19 protein-coding genes are annotated in these 22,273 nt (G+C 65.3%); 5 read left to right on the top strand and 14 right to left on the bottom strand.

Translation table 11 applies throughout. From position 1 onward, the window contains the following. Positions 1-192: 192 nt before the first annotated feature. Positions 193-435, top strand: coding sequence for a type II secretion system protein GspG (locus tag ACYQ01_RS04645; protein ID WP_459932660.1), 243 nt, complete (start codon positions 193-195; stop codon positions 433-435). 205 nt (positions 436-640) lie between these two features. Here ACYQ01_RS04645 and dnaK read toward each other — a convergent pair whose 3' ends face one another. The 9 genes from dnaK to ACYQ01_RS04600 form a co-directional block, all read right to left on the bottom strand. Beyond that, a complete protein-coding gene (gene dnaK / locus ACYQ01_RS04640; protein ID WP_459932659.1) occupies positions 641-2,557 on the bottom strand; it encodes a molecular chaperone DnaK in 1,917 nt (638 codons plus the stop codon). A 291-nt stretch (positions 2,558-2,848) separates the two neighbouring features. After that, on the bottom strand, positions 2,849-3,364 hold the full coding sequence (locus ACYQ01_RS04635; protein ID WP_459932658.1) for a nucleotide exchange factor GrpE: 516 nt from the start codon (positions 3,362-3,364) through the stop codon (positions 2,849-2,851). A 58-nt stretch (positions 3,365-3,422) separates the two neighbouring features. Next, on the bottom strand, positions 3,423-4,454 hold the full coding sequence (gene hrcA / locus ACYQ01_RS04630; RefSeq protein WP_459932657.1) for a heat-inducible transcriptional repressor HrcA: 1,032 nt from the start codon (positions 4,452-4,454) through the stop codon (positions 3,423-3,425). A 183-nt stretch (positions 4,455-4,637) separates the two neighbouring features. Further along, positions 4,638-5,444 carry a polysaccharide deacetylase family protein gene (locus ACYQ01_RS04625; protein ID WP_459932656.1) on the bottom strand — a complete coding sequence of 269 codons (807 nt, stop codon included), beginning with the start codon at positions 5,442-5,444 and terminating at the stop codon, positions 4,638-4,640. Further along, on the bottom strand, positions 5,441-6,637 hold the full coding sequence (locus ACYQ01_RS04620; RefSeq protein WP_459932655.1) for a glycosyltransferase family protein: 1,197 nt from the start codon (positions 6,635-6,637) through the stop codon (positions 5,441-5,443). Before ACYQ01_RS04620 ends, ACYQ01_RS04625 begins: the two co-directional genes overlap by 4 nt. Before the next feature lie 46 nt (positions 6,638-6,683). Next, on the bottom strand, positions 6,684-7,277 hold the full coding sequence (locus ACYQ01_RS04615) for a histidine phosphatase family protein (RefSeq protein WP_459932654.1): 594 nt from the start codon (positions 7,275-7,277) through the stop codon (positions 6,684-6,686). Continuing rightward, entirely contained in the window at positions 7,274-8,383 is a 1,110-nt protein-coding gene (locus ACYQ01_RS04610; RefSeq protein WP_459932653.1) for a glycosyltransferase family 4 protein, read from the bottom strand. The genes ACYQ01_RS04615 and ACYQ01_RS04610 overlap by 4 nt, the downstream gene beginning before the upstream one ends. Next, positions 8,374-9,591 (bottom strand): glycosyltransferase family 4 protein, encoded by a 1,218-nt coding sequence (locus ACYQ01_RS04605; RefSeq protein ID WP_459933888.1) that lies wholly within the window; start codon positions 9,589-9,591, stop codon positions 8,374-8,376. Before ACYQ01_RS04605 ends, ACYQ01_RS04610 begins: the two co-directional genes overlap by 10 nt. A 119-nt stretch (positions 9,592-9,710) precedes the next feature. Continuing rightward, positions 9,711-10,907, bottom strand: a complete 1,197-nt coding sequence (locus ACYQ01_RS04600; protein WP_459932652.1) for a glycosyltransferase family protein — start codon at positions 10,905-10,907, stop codon at positions 9,711-9,713. 142 nt (positions 10,908-11,049) lie between these two features. Between ACYQ01_RS04600 and ACYQ01_RS04595 the strand changes: the two genes are divergently transcribed. Together ACYQ01_RS04595 and ACYQ01_RS04590 are read left to right on the top strand one after the other, a co-directional pair. Next, positions 11,050-12,291, top strand: a complete 1,242-nt coding sequence (locus tag ACYQ01_RS04595; RefSeq protein ID WP_459932651.1) for an HDOD domain-containing protein — start codon at positions 11,050-11,052, stop codon at positions 12,289-12,291. Further along, positions 12,281-12,910 carry a hypothetical protein gene (locus ACYQ01_RS04590; protein ID WP_459932650.1) on the top strand — a complete coding sequence of 210 codons (630 nt, stop codon included), beginning with the start codon at positions 12,281-12,283 and terminating at the stop codon, positions 12,908-12,910. Before ACYQ01_RS04595 ends, ACYQ01_RS04590 begins: the two co-directional genes overlap by 11 nt. Before the next feature lie 202 nt (positions 12,911-13,112). On the opposite strand, the gene ACYQ01_RS04585 is transcribed toward ACYQ01_RS04590, so the two are convergent. The 4 genes from ACYQ01_RS04585 to ACYQ01_RS04570 form a co-directional block, all read right to left on the bottom strand. Continuing rightward, positions 13,113-13,805, bottom strand: coding sequence for a DUF1847 domain-containing protein (locus tag ACYQ01_RS04585; protein ID WP_459932649.1), 693 nt, complete (start codon positions 13,803-13,805; stop codon positions 13,113-13,115). 475 nt (positions 13,806-14,280) lie between these two features. After that, positions 14,281-15,429 carry an iron-containing alcohol dehydrogenase gene (locus tag ACYQ01_RS04580; RefSeq protein ID WP_459932648.1) on the bottom strand — a complete coding sequence of 383 codons (1,149 nt, stop codon included), beginning with the start codon at positions 15,427-15,429 and terminating at the stop codon, positions 14,281-14,283. 426 nt (positions 15,430-15,855) lie between these two features. Next, the gene (gene serB, locus ACYQ01_RS04575) at positions 15,856-17,070 is read right to left on the bottom strand and encodes a phosphoserine phosphatase SerB (protein ID WP_459932647.1); all 1,215 of its coding nucleotides are present in this window, start codon (positions 17,068-17,070) and stop codon (positions 15,856-15,858) included. A gap of 199 nt (positions 17,071-17,269) precedes the next feature. Next, entirely contained in the window at positions 17,270-17,605 is a 336-nt protein-coding gene (locus tag ACYQ01_RS04570; RefSeq protein ID WP_459932646.1) for a hypothetical protein, read from the bottom strand. 438 nt (positions 17,606-18,043) lie between these two features. Here ACYQ01_RS04570 and ACYQ01_RS04565 point away from each other — a divergent pair, with 438 nt between their 5' ends. Both ACYQ01_RS04565 and phoU read left to right on the top strand, forming a co-directional pair. Next, the gene (locus ACYQ01_RS04565; RefSeq protein ID WP_459932645.1) at positions 18,044-19,945 is read left to right on the top strand and encodes a methyl-accepting chemotaxis protein; all 1,902 of its coding nucleotides are present in this window, start codon (positions 18,044-18,046) and stop codon (positions 19,943-19,945) included. A gap of 243 nt (positions 19,946-20,188) precedes the next feature. Continuing rightward, a complete protein-coding gene (phoU, locus tag ACYQ01_RS04560; protein ID WP_459932644.1) occupies positions 20,189-20,848 on the top strand; it encodes a phosphate signaling complex protein PhoU in 660 nt (219 codons plus the stop codon). Positions 20,849-21,337: 489 nt separating this feature from the next. On the opposite strand, the gene ACYQ01_RS04555 is transcribed toward phoU, so the two are convergent. Continuing rightward, positions 21,338-22,228, bottom strand: a complete 891-nt coding sequence (locus tag ACYQ01_RS04555) for a tRNA (adenine-N1)-methyltransferase (protein WP_459932643.1) — start codon at positions 22,226-22,228, stop codon at positions 21,338-21,340. Positions 22,229-22,273: the final 45 nt, after the last annotated feature.

The following is a 22,273-nucleotide window of genomic DNA, read 5'->3' as shown; positions in this document are numbered from 1 at the left end:
GTATTAGCCGGTTTGTGGGGAAATGCTTATATCAAGCGGGGCCGGATTGTCCAGGCTCAGAAAGCGATGGCCGAAATTTCAACCCTCGTCTTGACTGCCAGAGCGAATACAAATCTTTCAACGGATAACATAACACACAACGGATGTTCGTTTTGTCCGTGTCGAACGCAAGAATCCCACAGGGATGATCCGGTGAACTCCATTTGCGCCTACAATTGGAACAATGTCATGCTGTCCGTGTGGCGCGCCTTGGGGAAGGAAGGCTATCCCCCGGAACATCTGTTGCGCGATCCCTGGGGCTCTCCCTACGGCATGGACGAGGACGACACGAACGCACCGTGTCTTGCCGACAAGCTTGTTTCCTTTGGTCCGGACGGACGGTTCGGTACGCAAGACGACATCAGCGTCTTCATTCGCGATCCGCAATGCAAGTAGTCCCCTCGCGCCGGGGGCATTTTTCAGACCTGTAACAGCCGGTGGGGCATTTTCGCCGGCTGCGGCGCTTCGAAAAAAAACAGGCCCTCACGTCTGCGAACGGCGTGAGGGCCTGTTTTTTTGTGTCTTGCCGCGAGGTTTCGTTCCGATCGTCGGCTTCCTCCCGCCGAGGGATGAGCTCGGCGGGAGGGAAGGCGGGAGGGGGTTATTTCTTCACTTCGGTGTAGTCGGCGTCCACCACGTCTTCGTCCTTGCCCGGTCCAGCGCCGCCGGCTTCAGGACCCTCGCCGGGCTGGGGGCCTCCCTGCGCGCCAGGCTGGCCGGCTTGCTGCTGGTACAGCTTTTCCGCCAGCTTGTGCGACACCTGGGAAAGTTCGTCCGTGGCGCGCTTGATGGCCTCGGCGTCCTCGCCCTTCATGGCTTCCTTGAGGAGCTCCACCTTGGCTTCGATTTCGGACTTGGTGGCGGGCTCCACCTTGTCGCCCAGTTCGCGCAGGCTTTTTTCCGTGGTGTAGACCAGGGTGTCCGCGTGGTTTCTGGCTTCGATGGTGGCCTGCTTCTTCTTGTCGTCGTCGGCGTGGGCCTCGGCGTCCTTGATCAGACGCTGGATCTCGGCCTCGGACAGGCCCGAAGACGCCGTGATCTGGATGGACTGCTGCTTGCCGCTGGCCATGTCCTTGGCGGAAACGTTGACGATGCCGTTGGCGTCGATGTCGAAGCTCACCTCGATCTGGGGCACGCCGCGCGGGGCGGGCGGGATGCCGGTCAGTTCGAAACGGCCCAGGGTCATGTTGTCCGCGGCCATGGGGCGCTCGCCCTGCAGCACGTGGATCGACACCGAAGGCTGGTTGTCGCCCGCCGTAGTGAAGATCTGCGACTTGCGGGTCGGGATGGTGGTGTTGCGCTCGATGAGCTTGGTGGACACGCCGCCCAGGGTTTCGATGCCCAGAGACAGCGGGGTCACGTCGAGCAGCAGCACGTCCTTCACGTCGCCGGCCAGGATGCCGCCCTGGATGGAGGCGCCCATGGCCACCACTTCGTCCGGGTTCATGGAGCGGTTGGGCTCCTTGCCGAAGAAGTCTTTCACCTTCTGGGCCACCAGGGGCATGCGGGTCATGCCGCCGACCAGGATGACCTCATCCACTTCGCCGGCGGAAATTCCGGCGTCGGACAGCGCCTTCTTGCAGGGGGCGGCCGTGCGCTCGACCAGATCTTCCACCAGCTTTTCGAGCTTGCCGCGCGAGAGCTTGATCATCATGTGCTTGGGCCCGGAGGCGTCGGCCGTGATGAAGGGCAGGTTGATCTCGGTCTCCATGGAGGTGGAGAGCTCTTTCTTGGCCTTCTCGGCGGATTCTTTCAGACGCTGCAGGGCCATGCGGTCCTTGGCCAGGTCGATGCCGTTCTCGCGCTTGAACTCGTCCACCAGATAGTTGACCACCCGCTGGTCGAAGTCTTCGCCGCCCAGGAACGTGTCGCCGTTGGTGGAGCGGACCTCGACCACGTTGTCGCCCACTTCGAGAATGGAGATATCGAAGGTGCCGCCGCCAAGGTCGAACACGGCGATCTTTTCCTGGGCCTTCTTGTCGAAGCCGTAAGCCAGCGAGGCGGCCGTGGGCTCGTTGATGATGCGCTTGACGTCGAGCCCGGCGATGCGGCCGGCGTCCTTGGTGGCTTGGCGCTGGGAGTCGTTGAAGTAGGCCGGCACGGTGATGACCGCTTCGCTCACGGTCTCGCCCAGGTAGGCTTCGGCGTCGGCCTTGAGCTTCTGCAGGATCATGGCCGAAATTTCCGGCGCGGAGTAGCGCTTGCCTTCCACTTCGACGGCGGCGTCGCCGTTGGCGCCTTCGACGATCTTATAGGGACAGTGCTTCACCCATTCGCTCACTTCGGGGGTGTTGAACTTGCGTCCCATGAGGCGTTTGACCGCGAAAACGGTGCGCTCGGGATTGGTGACCGCCTGTCGTTTGGCGATCTCGCCCACCAGGCGCTCCTTGGTGAAGGCCACGATGGAGGGGGTGGTGCGGCCGCCTTCGGGGTTGGTTATGCATTTCGGGTCTTTGCCCTCCATGATGTAGACGCACGAGTTGGTCGTGCCGAGGTCGATCCCGATGATTTTGGCCATGAATGCTCTCCTCCTTGGAGATGAATTTCAGCCCGCCGCCTGGCGGACATTAGCTTTGTGGTGCTTGCGACCGCGGTTTGGGTTGCCTTCGCCGTGTCGCCATCGGTTAATAAGTCCGTATTACGTCGTGTAAAGGGTGTTTGCACATTTTTCGCGTTTTTTCTTCCCTGTCGGGGGGAATCTTTCCGGTTTGTCCCGTTGTCATGGGCCAAAAAATGCCGGGAACCCGGTTTGGCTTCCGGTTCCCGGCGAAAAACGCCCTGTTCGGGCGAAAAAACGCGCGCCGAAGGCCTAGGCCTGGCTGACAATCACCTTGGCCGGCCGCAGCAACCGGCCGCGCAGGCGGTAGCCGGTCATCTCCACCTTGAGCACTTGGCCCTCGGGCGTGCCGGGAGCCTGCTGCGAGCCCACAGCCTCGTGCATTTCGGGGTTGAACGCCTCGCCCACCGCGCCGAACGGTTCGAGTCCGTGCCGGGCCAGGATGTCGAGAAAGATCTTGCGCGTCATGTCCACGCCCATCACGAAGTCCTTGCAGGCGGCCACGGACCGTCCGTGGAGCAGGGCCAGGTCCAGGTTGTCCAGCACCGGGATCAAATCGCCCAGCACCGACTCGGCCGCGAACTTGACGAACTCTTCCTTCTCTTTGACCAGGCGTTTTTTCAGATTTTCCGCGTCGGCCAGAATGCGCAGGCGCTTGTCGACCTCTCCGGCCAGTTCCTTGCGGCACCGCTCCAACTCCTGTTCGGGGGTCAGCGGTTGGGAAGCTTCGGGTTCGGCCTGGGGATCGGATTCCTTGTCCAAAGTCATAGATCGCTCCTTGGCGCTTGAGCGCCCCTTTCGGGGCGCGGCGTGTTTCGGGTATGGCCTAGAAGTGTTTCCCGAGCATCAGGGTGACGAGTTGAGCGGTGTAGCTCACCAGGGGAACCACTTCGGCGTAGTCCATGCGCAACGGTCCGATGACGCTCACGGCTCCCAGCGGAGCCTCTGGGCCGCCGTAGGGGGAACAGACCATGCCGCAGCCGGCGAGTTCGCTGGGCTCCACTTCTTCGCCCAGCATGATCATGGTGCGGTATTCGCTCATGGTCTTGTCCAGCAGTTCCAGCAGGCGGGTGCGGTCCTCCAGGGCCTTGAGCAGGTCGCGCATGACGGAAATATCGGAAAATTCCGGTTGGGAAAGCATGTTGAGCGTGCCTTCCACGAACACTTCGGGCGCGGGACTGGTCGAAAAGGTGTCCAGCGCCAGGCGCAGGGCCTTTCCGGTCAGTTCGGAAAGCTCCCGCTTGGCCTGGCCGAGTTCGGCCAGAATGCGCATGCGGACCTCGCGCACCGTGAGATTTTGAAAATGGTGATTGAGGTAGTTGCCGTAGCTCAGCAGATCATCGACGCCCGGCGTCTCTTCCACGGCCACCACCCGCTTCTGCACGATGCCGCCCTGCAGGACCAGGACGGCCATGACCAGCCCGGGCCGAAGCAGAACGAAGTCGATCTGTCGCCACAGGGCGCGGCTGGGCCTGGGGGCCATGACCATGCTCATCTGCTTGGAGAAGCTCGAAAGGATGCGCGAAGCCTGGCGCAGGATGTCGTCGATTTCCAGCCCCGCCTGGCCGAGGGACATGGTCATGAGTTCCTTCACGGGCTCGGGCAGAGGACGCAGGCGCATGATGTGGTCGAGGTAGAGACGAAAGGCCTTGGCCGTGGGGATGCGTCCGGCCGAGGTGTGGGGCTGTTCCAGGTAGCCCTGTTCGGTGAGGTCCGCCATGGTGTTTCGCACGGACGCCGGGGAAAGGGGAACCTGTCCCGTCTTGGAGACGGTTCGCGAGCCCACCGGTTGGGCCTTGGAGATATAGTCCTCCACGATGGCCGTGAGGACATCGAGTTCACGTGCGATGAGGGCCATGACGTTTCCCTGCTTTAGCACTCCTCTTTGGAGAGTGCCAAACAGCTAACAACCCTAGCTCCGCCTGTCAAGGCGCGCTCCCGGGAGGACAGGACCGAACCGGGACCAAAGGCGGACGAAAAGGAACCGGGATCCGCCATCGCGCTCGGAGCGGATGGCGGGTCCCGGATTTCTGTCGCGTGGTTACATCCTCGTGGTCACGTTTTCGAGCAGATGGCCGAAATGGACCAGCTCGGCGTTGCGATGGACAGGCAGGTGGTCGAGCAGGGCGTCAAGAAAGTGGAAGGCCCTGGGATTCATGCGCTGGTGGTGGATCATCACCCCGCACAGTCCCGAGGCCAGTCCGGCCTCCAGTTCGTCCAGCAGGCTGTCGAAGGAGTGGGTGGGGTCTGGTTCCTTGCGGGTGTGCAGGTCCACGGTTATGGGAAAATCGGGCAGATGGCCGGGCGGCTCCGGTCCGGCCCCCACGGTGCGCGACAGGGCCTTGATGCCGCTTGAGGCCATGTGGGCCATGGATTCGCCGTCGCAACGGTTCCAGGGCGGGGAAAACACGGGGGTGAAATCGGGCCCCATGATTTCGCGCAGGCGCGTCGCGCCCCGTGAGATGTCTTGTTTTTTGTCCTTGGCCGGGCGGGCGGAGCCGAATTCGCGTTTCTTGGACCCTTCGGGCTCGAAATTGACGTGGCGCCAGCCGTGTTGGCACCAGCACCACTGTCCCGCGCCACAGGTTTTTTTGAGCGTGGCGAAGCGGCTGGTGGTCAGCCAGGCCGGTACCACGGCCAGACACAGCGGGGTGCGCCGATTCCCGAAGGACTGGGCCAGCTGGGTGAAGGCGTTGCCGGGAACGCCCACGTCGTCGGCCCTGAAGAACACCTTGGCCTTGCCACCCGGGGCCTTGTCCAGGCCTCTTTCCACGGCCAGGGCCACGCGGTGGTCGAAGTCGTCGGGAAGTCCGCGCCACAGGGGAGAGATGGAAGCCGATACAATCATGAGCGTAACGTAGTCCTTGAGTGAGTGCCCATCGCAGGCCAGCCTTCGCCGAGAAGCCGCGCCGTCGTCTCGGCCCCGTCGAGGCGCACGGGGCGGGGAGCGCGTCCCGGCTTCGCCGGATCCAGCGCGTCCAACATGCGCCTGGCCAGCGCCTGCGCGCCGAGGTCTTTGTCTTCCAGCACGCCCAGCGCGCCGAGACTTTCGAGTCGTCTGGCGCGCAGGGCCTGTTCCCGGTTCTGGTCGAAGGGTCGCACCAGAGCGGGGGTTGCGGCGGCCAGCACATTCATGGTCGTGTTGTAGCCGGCCAGCGAAATGCTGAGATCGGCCGCCGCCAGCCAGTCGGGGAAATCCGTGGCGAAGCGTTCCACATGGACGCCACGCACCGTGCGCGCTTTGCTAGCTAACCGGGTGAAGCGTGCGTCGTCAAGGAAGGGTCCGGTAAAAATCCGCAATAATGTCAACCGTTGCCCGGACAATGTGGCGAAGGCGTCCAGGCAGGCTTCCAGCAGTTCGCCGCCCACTTTTCCGCCTCCGGCGCTGGCCACCGCCAGCCGGTCGTCCGGGCCCAGGCCCAGGGCGGAACGGATCCGCGTCCGGGCGTCCGGGGACGGTGTTTGGGTCACGAACCCGGTATAGGCCACGGGCACGGAAATTTCGTCGGCCCGGGGAAAGGTTTCCTTCAGACGGCAGATTTCGGGATCCGCATGGACCAGCAGGCCGTCGAACAAGGCGTCCAGCCGGGCGAGAACGCGGTCCTGGTATTTTTGCGGATTGTTTTTCTCCACCAGGATGTCGCGCAGGCTGCATACCGTGCGGCACGGTCCGAATCGCCCGGAACGCGCGGCCTGAAGCGCCGGGACCAGTTCGAACTCAAAAGCCCGGCGGCCGAAGGGGTACAGCTCCACGAGCAGCACGTCCGGGCGTTCGCGCTCGAGAACGGCCAGGAGCCTAGCCGCGCGCGCGGTCTTCACGGTCTCCAGGTCGCCCTGCGGGGCGTAGAGGACGCTGAACTCTTCGTCCATGGCCAGGGGGGGCAGGGGGACGAGTTCGACGTTTTGGGGAAGGCGCGCCGGAGCGGGCGGCCCGCCGGAGACGAGCGCCACCCGATGCGGGGCCAAGGCTTCGGCCAGGGCCAGACTGCGCATGAAGTGCCCCAGGCCCAGCACGTGCTGGCAGTACAGGACCACGTTCACGGCCCGGGCTCCGGGCCGTGAACGCGGGGCATGGTTCCGATGGAATTCATAGGGTCTGGTTGATGGCCGCCACGCGCAGGCAACCGCCCTCGGCTTCCAGCCAGTGCAGGGCGCGGGGGCGCAACTGGTCGGACTCCCGGGGCAGAAAGTCGCGGCCTTGCAGGGCGTAGAGCACGCTGCGCAGCACCACCTGGTGCGTGACCACCAGCACCTGGCCGCCCTTGTGGGCCGCGGCGATGTCGAGCAGGGCGGGAAAGGCGCGTTGAAACACCTCCTGGCGGCTTTCGCCTTCTGGCGGACAAAACGCCCAGCCCAGGGCCGTCTGTTCGGCCATCACGCCTTCCGCGTCCAGTTCGCTCACCAGGCGTCCGGTCCAGGTCCCGAAGGCCTGCTCGCTCAGGCGGTCGTCCGTGCGCACGGGCGGAAGGCCCAACAACATGGCCAGGGAGGCGGCCGTGTCCCTGGCTCGGCCCAGCGGGCTCGAATAGACCGCCTCGAAGGCGTGGCTGGACAGATTTTTGGCCCAGCGAGTCAGCTTGGCCCGGCCCTCGGCCGTGAGCGGGGAATCGTGCTGGCCCTGGATGCGCCGGATCACGTTCCATTCGGTCTGTCCGTGGCGGATGAGCGCCAGTCTGGTCATGGTCGAAGATCTCCGGCGAGAGCCCGCAGGCGGCGCTCCACAGCGTCGAAGTTGGCCGTCGCGTCGTGGCGGGCGCGCACGTGCGCCGATCCGGCCCGGCCCATGGCGTGGCGCAGGGTCTTGTCGGTGATCAGCGCGGCCAGGGCCGTTTCGTAGGGTCGGCCTTCGAACGCCGGAGTCAGGGCGGCCGAGCGGCCGCCGGCGGTCACTTCGGGCACGCCGCCGTTGTCGAAGGCCACCACGGGCAAACCGGCGGCCTGGGCCTCCAGGTAGACCATGCCCAGGCTCTCCCCAATGCCGGGGAAGGCGAACACATCCGCTCCGCTCATGAGGGCGGGCATGTCCTTGCGCGGCGTCTGGCCGAGAAAGAGGGCCCGGCCGGGAAGCAGGGCGGCGGCCCGGGCTTCGAGGCGTCCCCTGGCCGGTCCGTCGCCGGCCAGGACCAGGTGGAAGTCGAGTCCCTGGCGGAACAGGGACCCCAACCGGTCGATGAGATAGGCCAGGCTCTCTTCCTTGACGCCGGGGCGGAACATGGCCGCCGTCAGGACCACCGGCGTTTTCCCGACTCCCCAGTTCGCGCGCGTTTGCGCGCGGGTTTCGGGGTTGAAGGCGAAGGGTTGGGGATCGATGCCCGGGCGCACGTACTGCAGCCGGGATTCGGGCAGCAGACGACGCAGGTTCGCCAGATCCTCGCGCCCGTTGGAGAACACCACCTCGGCGGCCAGCAGGCTCTCCTTGTTGAGCCGATATCCTGGCCAGGTGAAGAGGTTCCGGCTCGGCCTGGTGGCGTAGGAGCCCTGGAAGATCGCGTAGGGTGTTCCCATGGCGCGCGCCGCCTCGGGTCCCAGCAGGTCCGGGGCCTTGTGGTAGGCGTGACAGGTCAGCCACAGGTCGAAAGGTTTGCGGGCGGCCCGAATCCGTTCGGCCAGGGCCAGGGGCCAGAGCCAGGGCTTTGCGACCAGTCCCCGGCTGACCAGGCGGCTGGGCGTGAACACCTGATGGCCGCGCGCGGTCAGGTGTGCGGCCAAGGCCATGGCCGTGGTCTGATCTCCCGAGGGATTGGGATGGTCCAGGGGTTTCATGGGGGTGTAAAAGGCTATGCGCATACGCCGTTCTCCTGAAACCAGGCGGCCAGGTCGCGGATGAGGGCCTGGTTGTCGAACATGGCCTCCACCCGCCGCCTGGCGGCCGGAATGAGTTGAGCCCGAAGCCCCGTGTCCGTGGCCAGGCGCCGTATGGCGTCGGCCAGGGCCGGGGGGTCTTGCGGAGGGACGAGCAGGCCGTGCCGCCCGCTCACGATAAGTTCGCCGATGCCCGACACCGTGGTGGCCGCCACGGGCACGCCCATGGCCATGGCTTCGGCCAGCACGTTGGGGATGCCATCCCGGTCGCCGTTGGGACGCACCTCGCATCCCAGGGCGAAGAGGTCGGCCTGTCGGTACAGGTCCACCACCCGTTCATGGGGCAGGGTTCCCAGCCAATCCATGCGGTTGTCAAGCCCCAGGGACGTGGCCAAGGCTTCCAGCTCGGACCGTTGTTCGCCTTCTCCCACCAGTCTGAAGCGGAAATCCATGCCCTGTTCCGCCAACAGGGCCAGGGCGCGAAACACCGTGGGCAGTCCCTTCTTGGGCGTGAGACGGGCCACGGTGAGAATGGAAAGCGGCGCACCGGGGGTGATGCGCGCCGGTCCCGGCGTAAACAGCGACAGGTCGATGCCGTGGCGCACCACGGTCAGGGGGGTGCGGGTCGGGTTCAGGGCGTCGAGACGGCGCTTGTTGTAGGCCGTGCAGGTGACGGCGAAACGGGCCTTGGCCAGCTTTTCGGCCAGGGCGCGGGGGCGCTGGGTGTAGATGTCCTTGGCGTGGGCGGTGAAGCTGAAGGGCAGCCCGGTGAGCAGGCTGGCGTAGGCGGCCACCGAGGTGGGGGAATGGGCGAAATGGGCGTGCAGGTGGGTGACGCCGGACCCCGGCAGTACCTTGCGGGCCAGGTAGCCGGCCTGGAGCAGGTGCTTGAGGCTGGCCGCCTTGCCCGTGCGGACGAACCGGGCCAGGGCCTGGCGGAGGCCTTTGGCGTAGGTCAGGGGCCGGGCCAGGGCCAGGGGGAGGTTGGCGGCCAGCAGTTTGAGCGCGTTGCCCCGGATGGTTTCGGGCATGTAGTCGGCCCTGGCCCGGATGCGGCCCACCGATGCGTGGGTGAAGGACTCGCGCGGGCGGCGCATGGAGAGAATGCGCACCCGAAATCCCAGGGCTTCCAGACCCAGGATTTCGCCTGAAATGAAGGTCTCGGAGATGCGGGGATATCCCTTGAGGATCATGCCCAGCACCGGACCGGGCGTCTGGGCGGAGCGCGAGGCGTCGGGCTTCCCGGCGCGGCATGATTCGGGTAGGGGGGAACAGGGGGCGGCGCCGGCGCGCGGCGTTGTCCGGTTTCGGCTCATTGTTTTGCCTCGCGCAGGGCGGTCACGCGGTTCGAGATGACGTCCAGGCCGGTGAGTTTGAAATCGCGCACGGCCTGGCGTATGCCCGCCCCGTGGTTGAGCAGGCGAAAGACGCCGCGGGCCAGGGGGCCGGGGCCGAGATCGGCCCAGGGCAGAAATTCCAGCAGGCCGTGGCGGGCCATGACTTCGGCCCGGATGCGCTGTTCGAGCCGGGGCTCCTCGCGCGGGACCACCAGGCTCGCCTTGCCTTGGGAGAGCACCTCGCACAGCGTGTTGTACCCGCCCATGCACACCACCACGTCGGCCAGGCCGATCAGGGCCTCCATGCGCCGGAAAAAATGGTGGAACGTGGCCTTGACCGCCAGGGACCGGGCGTGCACCTCCTCGCGCTGGGCCTTGGGCATGAAGGGACCCGAAACCAGGATCGAACGAAAGGGCGGTTCCCCCAGCCCTTCGAGCATCTTGAGGTAGGCGTCCATGAGGGGGTAGCCGTCCCCGCCGCCTCCGGTGGTGACGACAACCACTTTTTCGCGCGGGGTCAGTTGTTCGTCCTCGCGCAGTTCGTCCATCTTGGCCCCGAGGGGACGAAAACGTTGGATGTAGCCGGTGTAGCGCACTTTGGCGCTCACTTCGGGTTCGATGGCGTACTCGGTGACGGGGTCGTAGAATTCGCGATTTCCGTAGATCCAAATTTCGGAGTAATAGCGGTCCAGCACCTCGTAAACGCCCTTTTCGACCCAGTCGCGCCGGGTGCTTTCGGCATCGTCCATTACGTCGCGCAGGCCCAGCACGGCCTTGGAGCCGGGCAGGCGGCGCTTGAGCCACTTGAGGGTGGGCATGACCTCCTGCTTGAGCCCGAGCGGGGCCTTGTCCACGATGAACAGGCGCGGAGCGAAGGCCTTGGCCGTGGCGACGATGATGTTCTTGCGGATGTTCAGGGCGTGGCGGGCGTTGATGCGGATGGACTGGGGCAGGTATTCGTCGTTGGTCTGCTTGATCATGCCGGGAATGCGAACGAAGTCCACGCCCGGCGGCGTGTCGAAGCGCCCGGCCAGGGGCGATCCCGTGATGATGATGACGTTCACTCCGGGGCCGGCCAGGTGCGAGGCGATGGCCATGGTGCGTCGGATGTGACCGAGGCCGTAGGTGTCGTGGGAGTACATGAGGATATTGAAAGTCTGGGCCTGGGCCATGCGAGCTCCCTGTGGGAAAATTCGCGCTTTTCCTAGCGCCAAAAACCGCCCAATGCAAACGCTTGCAGGCCTGGGCGCTATGGGCTAACGAGAAAAACATGAAGAAATCGAATGGGCTCCTTCCTCAATCGGGAGGCCTCTCGTGGGCCTAGTGTCGGTGGATGACCTGCGCCCGGATATGGTGCTTTCCCAGGACGTGCGCAGCCGACAGGGCCGGCTGCTCTTTTCCCAGGGGGCGGCGCTTGACGACTTGGCCATTCAGACCCTCAAGTTCTGGGGCGTGTACGAGGCCCCGGTGAGCGGGTACGATCAGGAATCCCTCGACCGCATCCGCCTGGCCGGCGTGGACCCCGCCGTGGCCAAGGCCGCCGGCGACGAGGCCGACCGTCGTCTGGCCCTGTGCGATGCGGACCATCCCGCCGTGGCCGCGTTGCGCAAGACCGTGCTTTTCGACCTGGCGCTTTCCGGGGCCCCCGTGACCGCGCCCGAGCGGCCCTCCTTCGAGCCCCAGCCCGCTCCGGCCCGGCGGCTGGACCCGGCGCGGCTCATCTCCGGGGCGGCGCGCCTGGCCTCCATGCCCAAGATCGTGGACAAGGTGCTCCAGGCCTTGAACGACCCCCACGTCTCCTACGCCTACGTGGGCGAACTCATCGGCAAGGACGTGGGCCTTTCGGCCAAGCTGCTCAAACTGGTCAACTCCGCCCTGTTCGCCTTTCCCGAACCCGTGGAGAGCGTCAGCCGCGCCGTGAGCGTGGTGGGCATCAACAAGCTGACCAGCCTGGCCCTGGGCGTCTCGCTCATCGACCATTTCGACCCCGTGCCCCAGAGCGCCCTGGATATGCGCTCCTTCTGGGAACACAGCCTGGCCTGCGCGGTGTTGGCCAGGCTTTTGGCCACGGTTTCGGGACATCCCGAGGAGGAACGCGCTTTCGTGGCCGGTCTGCTGCACGACATCGGACGCCTGGTCATGCTGTCGAGCCAGCCCAAGCTCTCCGTGCTGGCCATGGCCGCCGCGTGGGAGGAAGACGCGCCCCTCTACGCGAGCGAATCGCGCGTTTGGGGATTTCACCACGCCAAGTTGGGCGGCAAGCTCCTCACCGTCTGGAAGTTTCCTCCGGGGCTCATCCAGGCCGTGGAGCGCCACCACGACCCGGACGACCAGGATTCCGCCCTGGTCCACGTGGCCGACATCATGGCCCACGCCCTGGGTCTGGGACGCGGCGGCTCCCCCCTGGCGCCGCCTCTTTCGGCCTGGGCCTGGGATAGTCTGGAGATCTCCCCCGGTGTGCTCGCGGCCGTCGCCGCACAGGCGCAGCATCAGTTGTCCGACATCGGAAACATCCTGCTTCCCAGCCCCGGCGTGAGGCAAGGCCGTGCATCCTGACGATTGGCTCTCCGCCCGCCTGAGCTATCTGGAGGAGTCGCGCGGCAAGACGTTGCAGACCCTCGACCAGATCATCGCCCTGAGCGCGCCCACCAACGAGCTCAAAAAACAGAGCGTGTCCACCATCCTGGCCCGGTGCGCCCGGCATGTGGGTCAGCTCATTCCCTTCGCGGCCTGGGCCTTCTTTCTTTCCGATCAGCCCGGAGGCCGGTTTCTTCTGGCCCGGTGCCATCCCCGGAGCCGACGCCAGGAGCTGCAGGAGGTGTTTGAAAGCCTGGCCCCGTATGGAACGCCGGCCTGGGCCTTGCACCATCCCCACCCCGTGGTCACCGCCATGCCCGGAGGCGAGGACCGCCTTTTGCTGCACTCCCTGGCCACGCCCGACCGTATCCGGGGGCTGTTTCTCGGGCGGCTGGGAGCCCCCCTGCAACAGGTGCCCGACATCTCCCTGGCCGTCATGACCCTCACCATGCAGATTACCGCTTCCCAATTGGAAAGCCTGGAATTGCGCCACGCCTTGCGCGCGCAAAAACGCCAGCTCGAAAGAACGAACCAACGCGTGACCACCTTGCGCGAAACCGTAAAGGCCCTGAAAAAGGGCGTCCGCAAGGCCCGCTAGGCTTTCCGCTTCCGAAAAAACGCGCATGTTGCCGCGGGCGCTTCGGCGGGACCGCTTTCGCGTCGGGTTGCACCCGGCGCGGATACCGGCGTGGAGGAAACCCGGCGGCGGAGGGGCGCCGTTCGGGCGAGCGACAGGGACCGAACGCGCCGGGCTTTCGGGCGCGTTCGGTTGGCCGCGTGAAAAGAAATGGTTGCGGGCGTTACAGGCGCTTCTTGGGCCGCAACAGGCGGCTGTAGTAGGAATTCAGGGTGTAGAGACAGTTGGCGGGGTTGTGCCCGAGCACCCGGTCCTTGGCGATGAGCGTGGTGACCGGCACGGTGGAATGCCTGAAGAACAGCGAGTCGTGACCGACGCACAGGCCCACGACCACGTTGAGTTCACTATTGTGGGCGGCCAGCACCTTGGCCTGGAGAATCGGGTTGCACATGCTCTCGTGCCGGTCCGGCGGCAGCTTGAAGGACTTGTCGATGCCCAGTTCCGTCTTGTCCGCCCCGCCCACCTTGCAGATCACGACGATGGGGGTCAACCCGTGGGCCGCCACCACCCGGGCGAAGGCCTTGGCTTCGTCCATGAGTCCCAGACAACTGGCGATGCCGATGCGGGTCATGTCCAGGCGGTTGGCGAAGGCGATGATCTCTTCCACCCGGGTGAGCTTGCCGTAGTAGAGTCCCTCGATCTCGGCCGAGGCCCTGGCCATGCGGGCGTCCAGGGTATCCTCCCGGTAGAGGGCCAGGGACTCCTTGATCAGTTCGGGATCGGTGGTGGCGGTCATGCAGAAGCTGGGGAGCTTCTTGGCCATGCGATAGCAGGCTTTCACGCCGCACTGCATGCAGGACATTTCGGCGGTGGATTCCGCGTCCGGGCTTTGAACGGGTTTTTTTTCGTCGCTCATGCGCACTCCTTCGCAACGGGCCATGCGGCCACGCGGGTTTGACGGACGGGGCCGGACCATCGCCGCCTCGGCTTGGAGCCGGCCGCAACGCCAGGGCGACGAAACGGCCGGGGGGGAACATGGGGAAGGCAACGTCCCGCCGCCGGGCGTACGGTCCGGGACGGCGGCGGGAAAATAAGAAGGATAACTACCCGAAAAATCGGATCATGAGAACCCCTTGCGGCAAGGAACCACAAAGGGAGGAGAACGGGTCCCGTCGGAGACGGTTCGCGCGAGCGCTGGAGGCTCCGACGGGACGAACGCGTGCGAACTCGCCAGGCGTTAGCAGCCTGTTGAAAACGCCTTGCTGGCAGCGTTGCTGCGAAAAGCTCAACCCCTCAACGTATGCCAACTCCGCTTCGGGCTTGATTTTTTCTTGCGCCTTGCCAGCACGTTTTTTGAACAGGCTGCACGAATCGACTTTTTGGGCGGGCTGTTAGCACAGAGCCCGGTACAGGGCGAGGATGTCGTCCTCGTCGGCCCGGCGGGGGTTGTTGCGGGCGCTGGCGTTGACCGCGGCGTCCTTGGCCATGTCGGTCAGGGCCTGGGCGTCCACGCCCGCTTCGCCCAGGGTGCGCGGCAGGGGGAGGTCCGCGAGCAGCTCCTCCAGGGCGGCGGGGGCCTGGGCCGAGGCCCGGGTCAGGTCCTGGCCGTGGGTGACGCATCCGAGCGCCAGGGCCACCCGGGCCATGCGCTCGGCGCAGGCCGGGCGGTTGAAGGCCATGACGGAAGGCAAAAGCAGGGCGTTGGCCACTCCGTGGGGCACGCCGAAATAGGCCCCCATGGGGCGGGACATGGCGTGCACCAGGCAGACCGAGGCGTTGGAAAACGCCAGCCCGGCCTGCATCTGGGCCAACAGCATGGCCGCCCTGGCTTCCGCGTCCTCCGGGTTGAGGGACGCCCGGCGCAGGTTGGCCCCGATGGCCTGGACGGCGGCCAGGGCCAGGGTGTCGGAAAGGGGATTGGACAGCTTGGAAATATAGGCTTCGATGGCATGGGTCAGGGCGTCCATACCCGTGGCCGCCGCCACCTTGGGCGGCATGCTGGCCGTGAGGTCCGGATCGAGAATGGCCACCTTGGCCGCCAGGGCGTCTCCGGCGAAGAGCATCTTGCGCTTGAGCGCGGTGTCGGTGAGCACGCTCACCCGGGTGACTTCGCTGCCCGTTCCGGCCGTGGTGGGTATGGCGATGAGCGGCGGTCCGGCCAGGGGCGGGGCCGAGCCCTCGTAGCGTTGCAGGGGGCCGGGGTTGGCCATCAGGCAGCCGATGCCCTTGGCGGCGTCCATGGGGCTGCCGCCGCCCAGGGCCACCAGCACGTCGCATTTTCGGGACTTGGCCAGTTCCGCTCCGATCTCCACGGTCTGTATGCTGGGATCGGACTCCACCTGGTCGAAGGCCACGGCGTCGACCCCGGCGCTTTCCAGCAGTTCGAGCGTGCGGTCCAGGCTGCCGTTGCGTTTCGACGAGCCCTTGCCGGTGACCACCAGGGCCGTGGAGCCCAGGCTTTTGGCCTCGGGACCGAGTTTTTCCAGTGCGCCGAATCCATAGTGGATGCGCGGGGGGGAAAGGAACGTGCGAGCGGACATGGCGGGTTCTCCTGTGGGAAGATGAACGAAGGCGGACTTCACTCGGCCGGGCGCGAAAGGCCGCGAGACGCGGCCCTGGGGCGGGGCGGGATCGTTTTCGCGCGCGTGGACCGGCTCATGACGCGGCTTGGGCCTGGCGACGGGCGCAGGGACGGACTACAATATTTGTCCGTGGGATGGAAGGGCCGTTCAGCGGGAGAACGCTTGGTGTGTGGCCGTTCCCGGGCGTGTTTGCCGACGGTAGGCGGCGTGGGGGGGCCATCCCCTTTCCTGTTAGCAGCCCGCCAAAATGTCGATTCGTGCAGCCTGTTCAAAAAACGTGCTGGCAAGGCGCGCAAAAAAGTCAAGCCCGAAGCGGAGTTGGCATCCGTTGAGGGGGTGAGTTTTGCGCAGCAACGCTGCCAGCAAGGCGTTTTCAACAGGCTGCTAGGCCACGGTGTCCCGGTCGCGCACGCCGATCAGGTAGAGAATGCTGTCGAGTCCCAGGGTGGAGATGGCCTGTCGGGCTCCCTGCTTGACCACGGGCTTGGCGTGGTAGGCGATGCCCAGCCCGGCCAGGTTGAGCATGGGCAGGTCGTTGGCTCCGTCGCCCACGGCGATGACCTGTTCGAGGCTGATGCCTTCCTTTTCGGCGATGTGGCGCAGGAGGAGGGCCTTGCGCGAGGCGTCCACGATTTCGCCTTCCACCTCGCCGGTGAGGACGCCGTCCCGGATTTCGAGCTGGTTGGCGAAAACGTAGTCCAGGCCGAAACGCTCTTTCAGGATGTTGCCGAAATAGGTGAACCCGCCGGACAGGATGGCGATCTTGTAGCCGAAATGTTTGAGGTTGGTCAGCAGGCGTTGCGCGCCTTCGTTCATGGGGATGCGCGCCGCCACTTCGGCCAGGGCGGTTTCGGGCAGTCCCTTGAGCAGGCTCAGCCGCCGGCGCAGGCTCTGCTTGAAATCGAACTCGCCCCGCATGGCCGCTTCGGTGATGCGGGCCACCTCGTCGCCCACGCCGGCCACCTTGGCCAGTTCGTCGATGACTTCCACGGCGATGAGCGTGGAGTCCATGTCGAAGGCCACCAGGCGGCGGTTGCGGCGAAAGGCGTTGTCGGCCTGAAAGGCGATGTCCACGCCCAGCTCGGCGGAGATGCGCAGGAATTCCGCCTTGAGGGCCTTGGGATCGGCGGGGGTGCCGCGTACCGAGAACTCCACGCAGGCCTGGCGCGGTGCGTGGCCGTCCTTGAAGGAAATGCGCCCGGAAAGGCGGTGCACCACGTCGATGGAAAGTCCGCTCGCCACGATGGCCCGGTTGATGGCGCTGACCTGCGCGGCGGTGATCTTGCGCGAGAGCAGGGTGACGATGGCCCGGTCGCGGCCCTGTTGGGCGGCCCATTGCTCGTAGCTGTCTTCGCCGATGGGGGTGAACTTGAGGCTCACGCCCAACTCGTGGGCGGTGAAGAGCAGATCCTTGACGATGGGCGAGGATTCGGCTTCGGGCGGAATCTTGATGACGATGCCCAGCGACACGGTGTCGTGGATGACCGCCTGTCCGATATCGAGAATATCCGCCCCGTAGGAGGCCAGGACCTCGGTGAGGCGGGCGGTGAGTTCGGGTCTGTCCTCTCCGGAAATGCGGAGCAAGATGATGTTTTGCATGGTGAGCGGCTCATATCCCAGGCCGGAGGGCAGCGCAACAGACGGGCGCGCGGCGGGCGGCCTGGGATTGCCGGGCCGACGCGTCGCGACGGTCCCCGGGAGGGTCGCGCCTCGCCCCCCGCGGCCGGCCGGGGACGGCCGAAGGGCGCGCCACAGAAGCGGGGGCCCTCGAAGCGCCAGGAAACAGGGACCCCTTCGCCTACTTGGCCTGCTTGAACTTTCCCCTGCAATAGCGTTCGCACAGGTCCTCTCCGCCGGTGGCGACGAACCAGCACCTGGACATGGGGTCCATATTGCGCAGGAGGTTGTTGTTTATGGCCTGGCACTGGGTCAGGCATTCGCCCAGGGTTTGCTGCTGGGTTTCGAACACGCTCTTGTAGTTGGCGCATATCGCGATGTTGTTGCAGATGAAGTCGCCGGTGTCTTGTTGCATGCAAAAGCCCATGAACTCTTCGGAGGTCATGGGGGTGGAGGGCGCGCAGGCGGACAGGGCCAGGACGGCGCAGAACAGGGACAAACAAAGCGATAGGCGCATGACAGGCTCCGGAAAAAAGTGTTCGTGGTGACCCTGAACCTCAGGGATGCGTCTTACGGAAAGTGCACCGCGTCGGACGTGTCGCAACCGGGTCTGGCGCGTTCGGGCAGCCGTCTCGCGTCGGCAAAGCGCCGGGGCGGTTGTCCCGAAGTCGCGTGGCGCCGGAAACGCCCCCATCCCCACGGTTCTCTTTTCTTACGCGCAATACATGGCCAGTCAAGGACGTTCGTCCATCGGCCTTCGCGCCTCGGGGACGGGCCGCCCCGGATACATGCGCGCGTCGATTTCCCCTTCCGGGGCTTAAAGGAAAAATAGCCAGACCCTTTTGTTTTTTCGGTGGCTGGAGTACAGGGAGGGCCAAAACCCGCAGAGGGAATCACGCCGTTCGCCGCGCGAGCGGCGGGCCTCGCCGGGGCGCAATGCACAGAAGGGGGCGGTATGGTGTCCAGAATTCGGAACATGGGGGTCATGGCGCGCATTGTCTTGTTGTCCCTGGCGAGCATCGCCGCCTTTTGCGCCGGCATCTACTGGGTGATGCTGCCGCGCGTCGAAAAAACCCTGATTGAAGAAAAACGCGCTTTCCTCATGCAACTCGGGGACTTGGCCATGAGCCAGGTGCGCGAGCTCGACGCCAAGGTCAAGGCGGGCGAACTCACCCTCGACCAGGCCCAAACCCTGGCCAAGGAGCGCATTCGAACCATGCGCTACGGCGGGGGAAACTATTTCTGGATCAACGACATGTCCAAGCCCTATCCCGTCATGATCATGCATCCGGTGGTGGCGTCCCTGGACGGCAAGGTCATGAACGATCCCCGCTTCAACTGCGCCACCCAGGTCACCTACGGGCAAGACCGGATCACCAGACGATTGGACAACCGTAATCTCTTCCAGGCCGCCCTCGACGCCGTGGACAACGCCGGGGAGGGCTACGTCACCTATCTGTGGTCCAAGCCCGACAAGCGTGGCGGGGTGCTGCCGGGGCTCTACGCCAAGGAGTCGTTCGTGCGCCTTTACGAGCCCTGGGGATGGGTCATCGGCACGGGCGTGTACATAGACGACGTGCGCGCCACTCTGGGCGGGCTGGAGCGTTTTATCCTCTCGCTGACGTTCGGCATCGGCGCGCTTTGCCTGCTGGGATCGCTTCTGCTGGGCCGCGCCGTGGCCCGGCCCATCCGGGCCCTGGTGGTCTACACCGCCCAGGTGGCGGCAGGGGATCTCGACGCCCGGTTGACCGGCCGGTTCGACGCTCAGATGCAAAAGTTGCGCGAAAGTCTGGTGTCCATGGTGGACGAGCTGAAAAAGACCATCGCCCTGGCCAGGCAGAGCGAAGAAGAGGCCGCCCAGGAGGCCGGCAAGGCCCGCGATGCCACGGCCCAGGCCGAACAGGCCCGTCAGTCGGCCGAGACCGCCAGGAGCGAGGGAATGCTGCACGCGGCCGGCAAGCTGGAGAACGTGGTGGCCGTGGTCAACGACGCCTCGCGCGAGCTGACCAGGCGCATCGAGGAATCGAGCCAGGGCGCCAGGGACCAGGCCCACCGCATAGGCGACACGGCCCAGGCCATGGCCAGGCTCGACGACACCGTGCAGGGGGTTTCCCACAGCGCGGCCCAGGCCGCCGACACGGCCGAGAGCGCCAAGGGCCTGGCGGGGCAGGGCGCGGACATCGTGGGCCAGGTGGTGACAGGCATCGACCGGGTGTCGACGCAGGCCCTGGAGCTCAAGAGCGATATGGCCACCCTGGGCGGACAGGCGCAGGACATCGGCCGGGTCATGACCGTTATCGCCGACATCGCGGACCAGACCAATCTGTTGGCCCTGAACGCGGCCATCGAGGCCGCCCGGGCCGGCGAGGCCGGTCGCGGCTTTGCCGTGGTGGCCGACGAGGTGCGCAAGTTGGCCGAAAAGACCATGGTCGCCACCAAGGAAGTGGCCCTGGCCGTGCACACCATACAAGAGGGAGCGGCCAAGAACATCGCCAGCGTGGAGACCGCCGTGGAGATGATCGGCCAAGCCACGGAATTGGCCGGCAAATCCGGCCAGGTGTTGCGCGAGATCGTGGACATGGTGGACCAAACCACCAGCCAGGTGGGCACCATCGCTTCGGCCGCGGACGAACAGTCGGGCACTAGCGCCGACATCAAGCGTTCCGTGGAAGAAGTGAGCCGCATCGCCGACGAGACATCGCGGTCCATGGACGAGTCCTCGCGCGTGGTGTCGGATCTGGCCGCCCAGGCCGGCGAACTGGGCGAACTGGTCGCCGAACTCAAGGCCGAAGGCTCCCGGGCGGGGACGCCGGCGCTCACGGAGGCGCCTGCCTTCGCCCCTGCGCGCGCGAGGTGACGCGGGTCGCCGCAGGTCGCAGCGGGGTGACACGGGGTGACGTGGGGCGATGGGGGGGACGCGGCCGTCGGGACGGCGCGGCGTTCCCTTGAAACGGGACCGTGCCCGGCCGCGCCGTGATCGAGCGTGGCGCGTTGGGGCGCGACGCACGTTGACAAAGACCATGGGGAACGCCATACTTCAGAAAAAGTGCAGAATGTAGACGAATTGCAGTGTTGTTGCTTCATGGAAAAAGGAGCCGCGATGAAGCGAACCTTCATGGAAGAACTTGGCGAACTCAAAACAAACGTCATCACCATGATGCGTATGTCTCAGGATTCGCTTCGCAAGGCGATAGCCGTACTTTCGCGCCCGGATCGGGATCTGGCCATCGAAGTGCTGGAAGGCGACGAGAAGATCGACAGCATGGAGTGCTTTGTCGAAAGCGAAGTGCTGCGCCTTCTGGCCTTGCAACAGCCCGTGGCCAAGGACCTGCGCCTGATATTGGGCAGCATGCGCCTGGCCCCGAACGTGGAGCGCATTGGCGACGAGGCGGTCAACATAGCCGACCGCTGTGTTTTTCTGTTGGAACGCCCCCTGTTGCAAAAGCCGGAAAGCCTTTCGCAACTCGCCTCCCTGGCCAGGGAGCTGACGGAACAGGCGGTCAAGGCCTACATCGACCTGAGCGCGGAAGCCGCGCAAGGGGTGCTGGGCTCCATGGAAAATGTTGTCAGCCTGCACCTGCGCGTGGTGCACGACATGACCGACATCATGGTCAACCAGCCTCACACCGTGGAGCGGGCCGTGCAGTATTCGTTCATCGGGCACAGCCTGAAACGCGTCTGCGACCAGGCGGCCAACATTTCGGAAAATGTCGTCTTCATCGCCCAGGGGGTGAACGTCAAACACGCCTGCGGCGCCTGAACGATACACGGCGAAAAGGCTTCGGCCTATCGGTGGCCATGCGCGTGCGACCGGCGCGTGGCGTCCGGGCCGGCCGAGGGCTTCTCGACCGGCCCGTTTCCCTTGTCTTGCGTCTTGAGAAAGACGCGTGAAAGGGGGGCAAAACTAAACGCGAGGGAGCCGCTGATGTCGCGAAGCTGAAGGGGATTCCAAAGGGGGCTTGCCCCTTTGGCTGCCGGAGGCTTCTGAAACGAAACGTTCAGCACGTCCCACGTGCTGCTGTTTTGCAAAGAGAAAAGAACATTTTCAAGGCGTTGCCCGCGTAATGCGTGTACGCGCATTGCGCGGACGACGCTCTAACAGCCCGCCCAAAACGTCGATTCGTGCAGCCTGATCAAAAAACGTGCTGGCAAGGCGCGAGGAAAAGTCAAGCCCGAAGCGGAGTTGGCATCCGTTGAGGGGTTGCGTTTTTCGCAGCAACGCAGCCAGCAAGAACTTTTCAACAGACTGCTAACCTTCCAGAGAAGTGTCCGCGCGGGGCGTCTGTTCCTCGGCCGGCAGATCGTGGCCCGTGCTTCCCTCTTCGGGCTCGATCTCGGGTTCGGGCTCGGGTTCCGGCAATTCGGGAGCGGGCACGCCCTGGTGGCGGGCGAAAACCAGAAAACCGGTATGGGCCACCATGCGGTCGTCCGGGCGCATGCGGTCGGGTACGGTCTTCCAGCGCCGGTGCAGGATCTCCAGCACCTCCACGTCGCCGAAGGGCGAGTTCTCCATGGCGCGCAGGAGATCCGATATCTGGTTGACCGTGGGCAGCAGAAAGCCCACGGGCGCGCCGGGAATGATGATGCGGGCGGCCTGATCCAGGTATTCCCACGGGGTGCGCACGTCCAGGAACAGGGCATCGGCTCCGGCGGCCTCTTCGGGAAATCCTTCGGCGATATCCAGGTGGTAGCGGTTCACCCGGTGGGTCAGTCCCACCCGGTTCAGATTTTTTCCGGCCAGTTTGTAGAATTCCTCGCGGGCTTCGCAGGTGTAGACCCGGCCTGTGTCGCCCACCATCCAGGCCAGGGCGGTGGTCATCCCGGCCGATCCGGTGCCGGCCTCCACGATGCGGCGGCCCGGACCCACCCCGAGCTTGAGCAGCACGTAGCCGATCTCTTTGGGGTACATGATGGTGGTGGAACGCTTGACGCCCTTCATGAGTTCGTACAGCGTGGGTTGCAGGATGCGATAGACCGCGCCCTTGTGGGTGCGGATGGAGGTCCCGAAACCCGAAGCCGCCACGGCGGCCATGGCCAGGACCCCGTCCTGGGTGTGGAACGAGCCCTCGGGCTCCAGAGCGCGAAGATAGCGCTTGCCGTCGGGACTGATGAGCAGTACCAATTCACCGGATTTGATCATGTCGGCCATCTTTTTCCCCCCACGAATCGTTGCGAAGCCCTCCTG

The sequence above is a fragment of the Fundidesulfovibrio butyratiphilus genome, assembly GCF_054657235.1.
The sequence above is the reverse complement of the archived record's forward strand: the minus strand, read 5'-3'. Positions and strand labels throughout refer to the sequence as shown.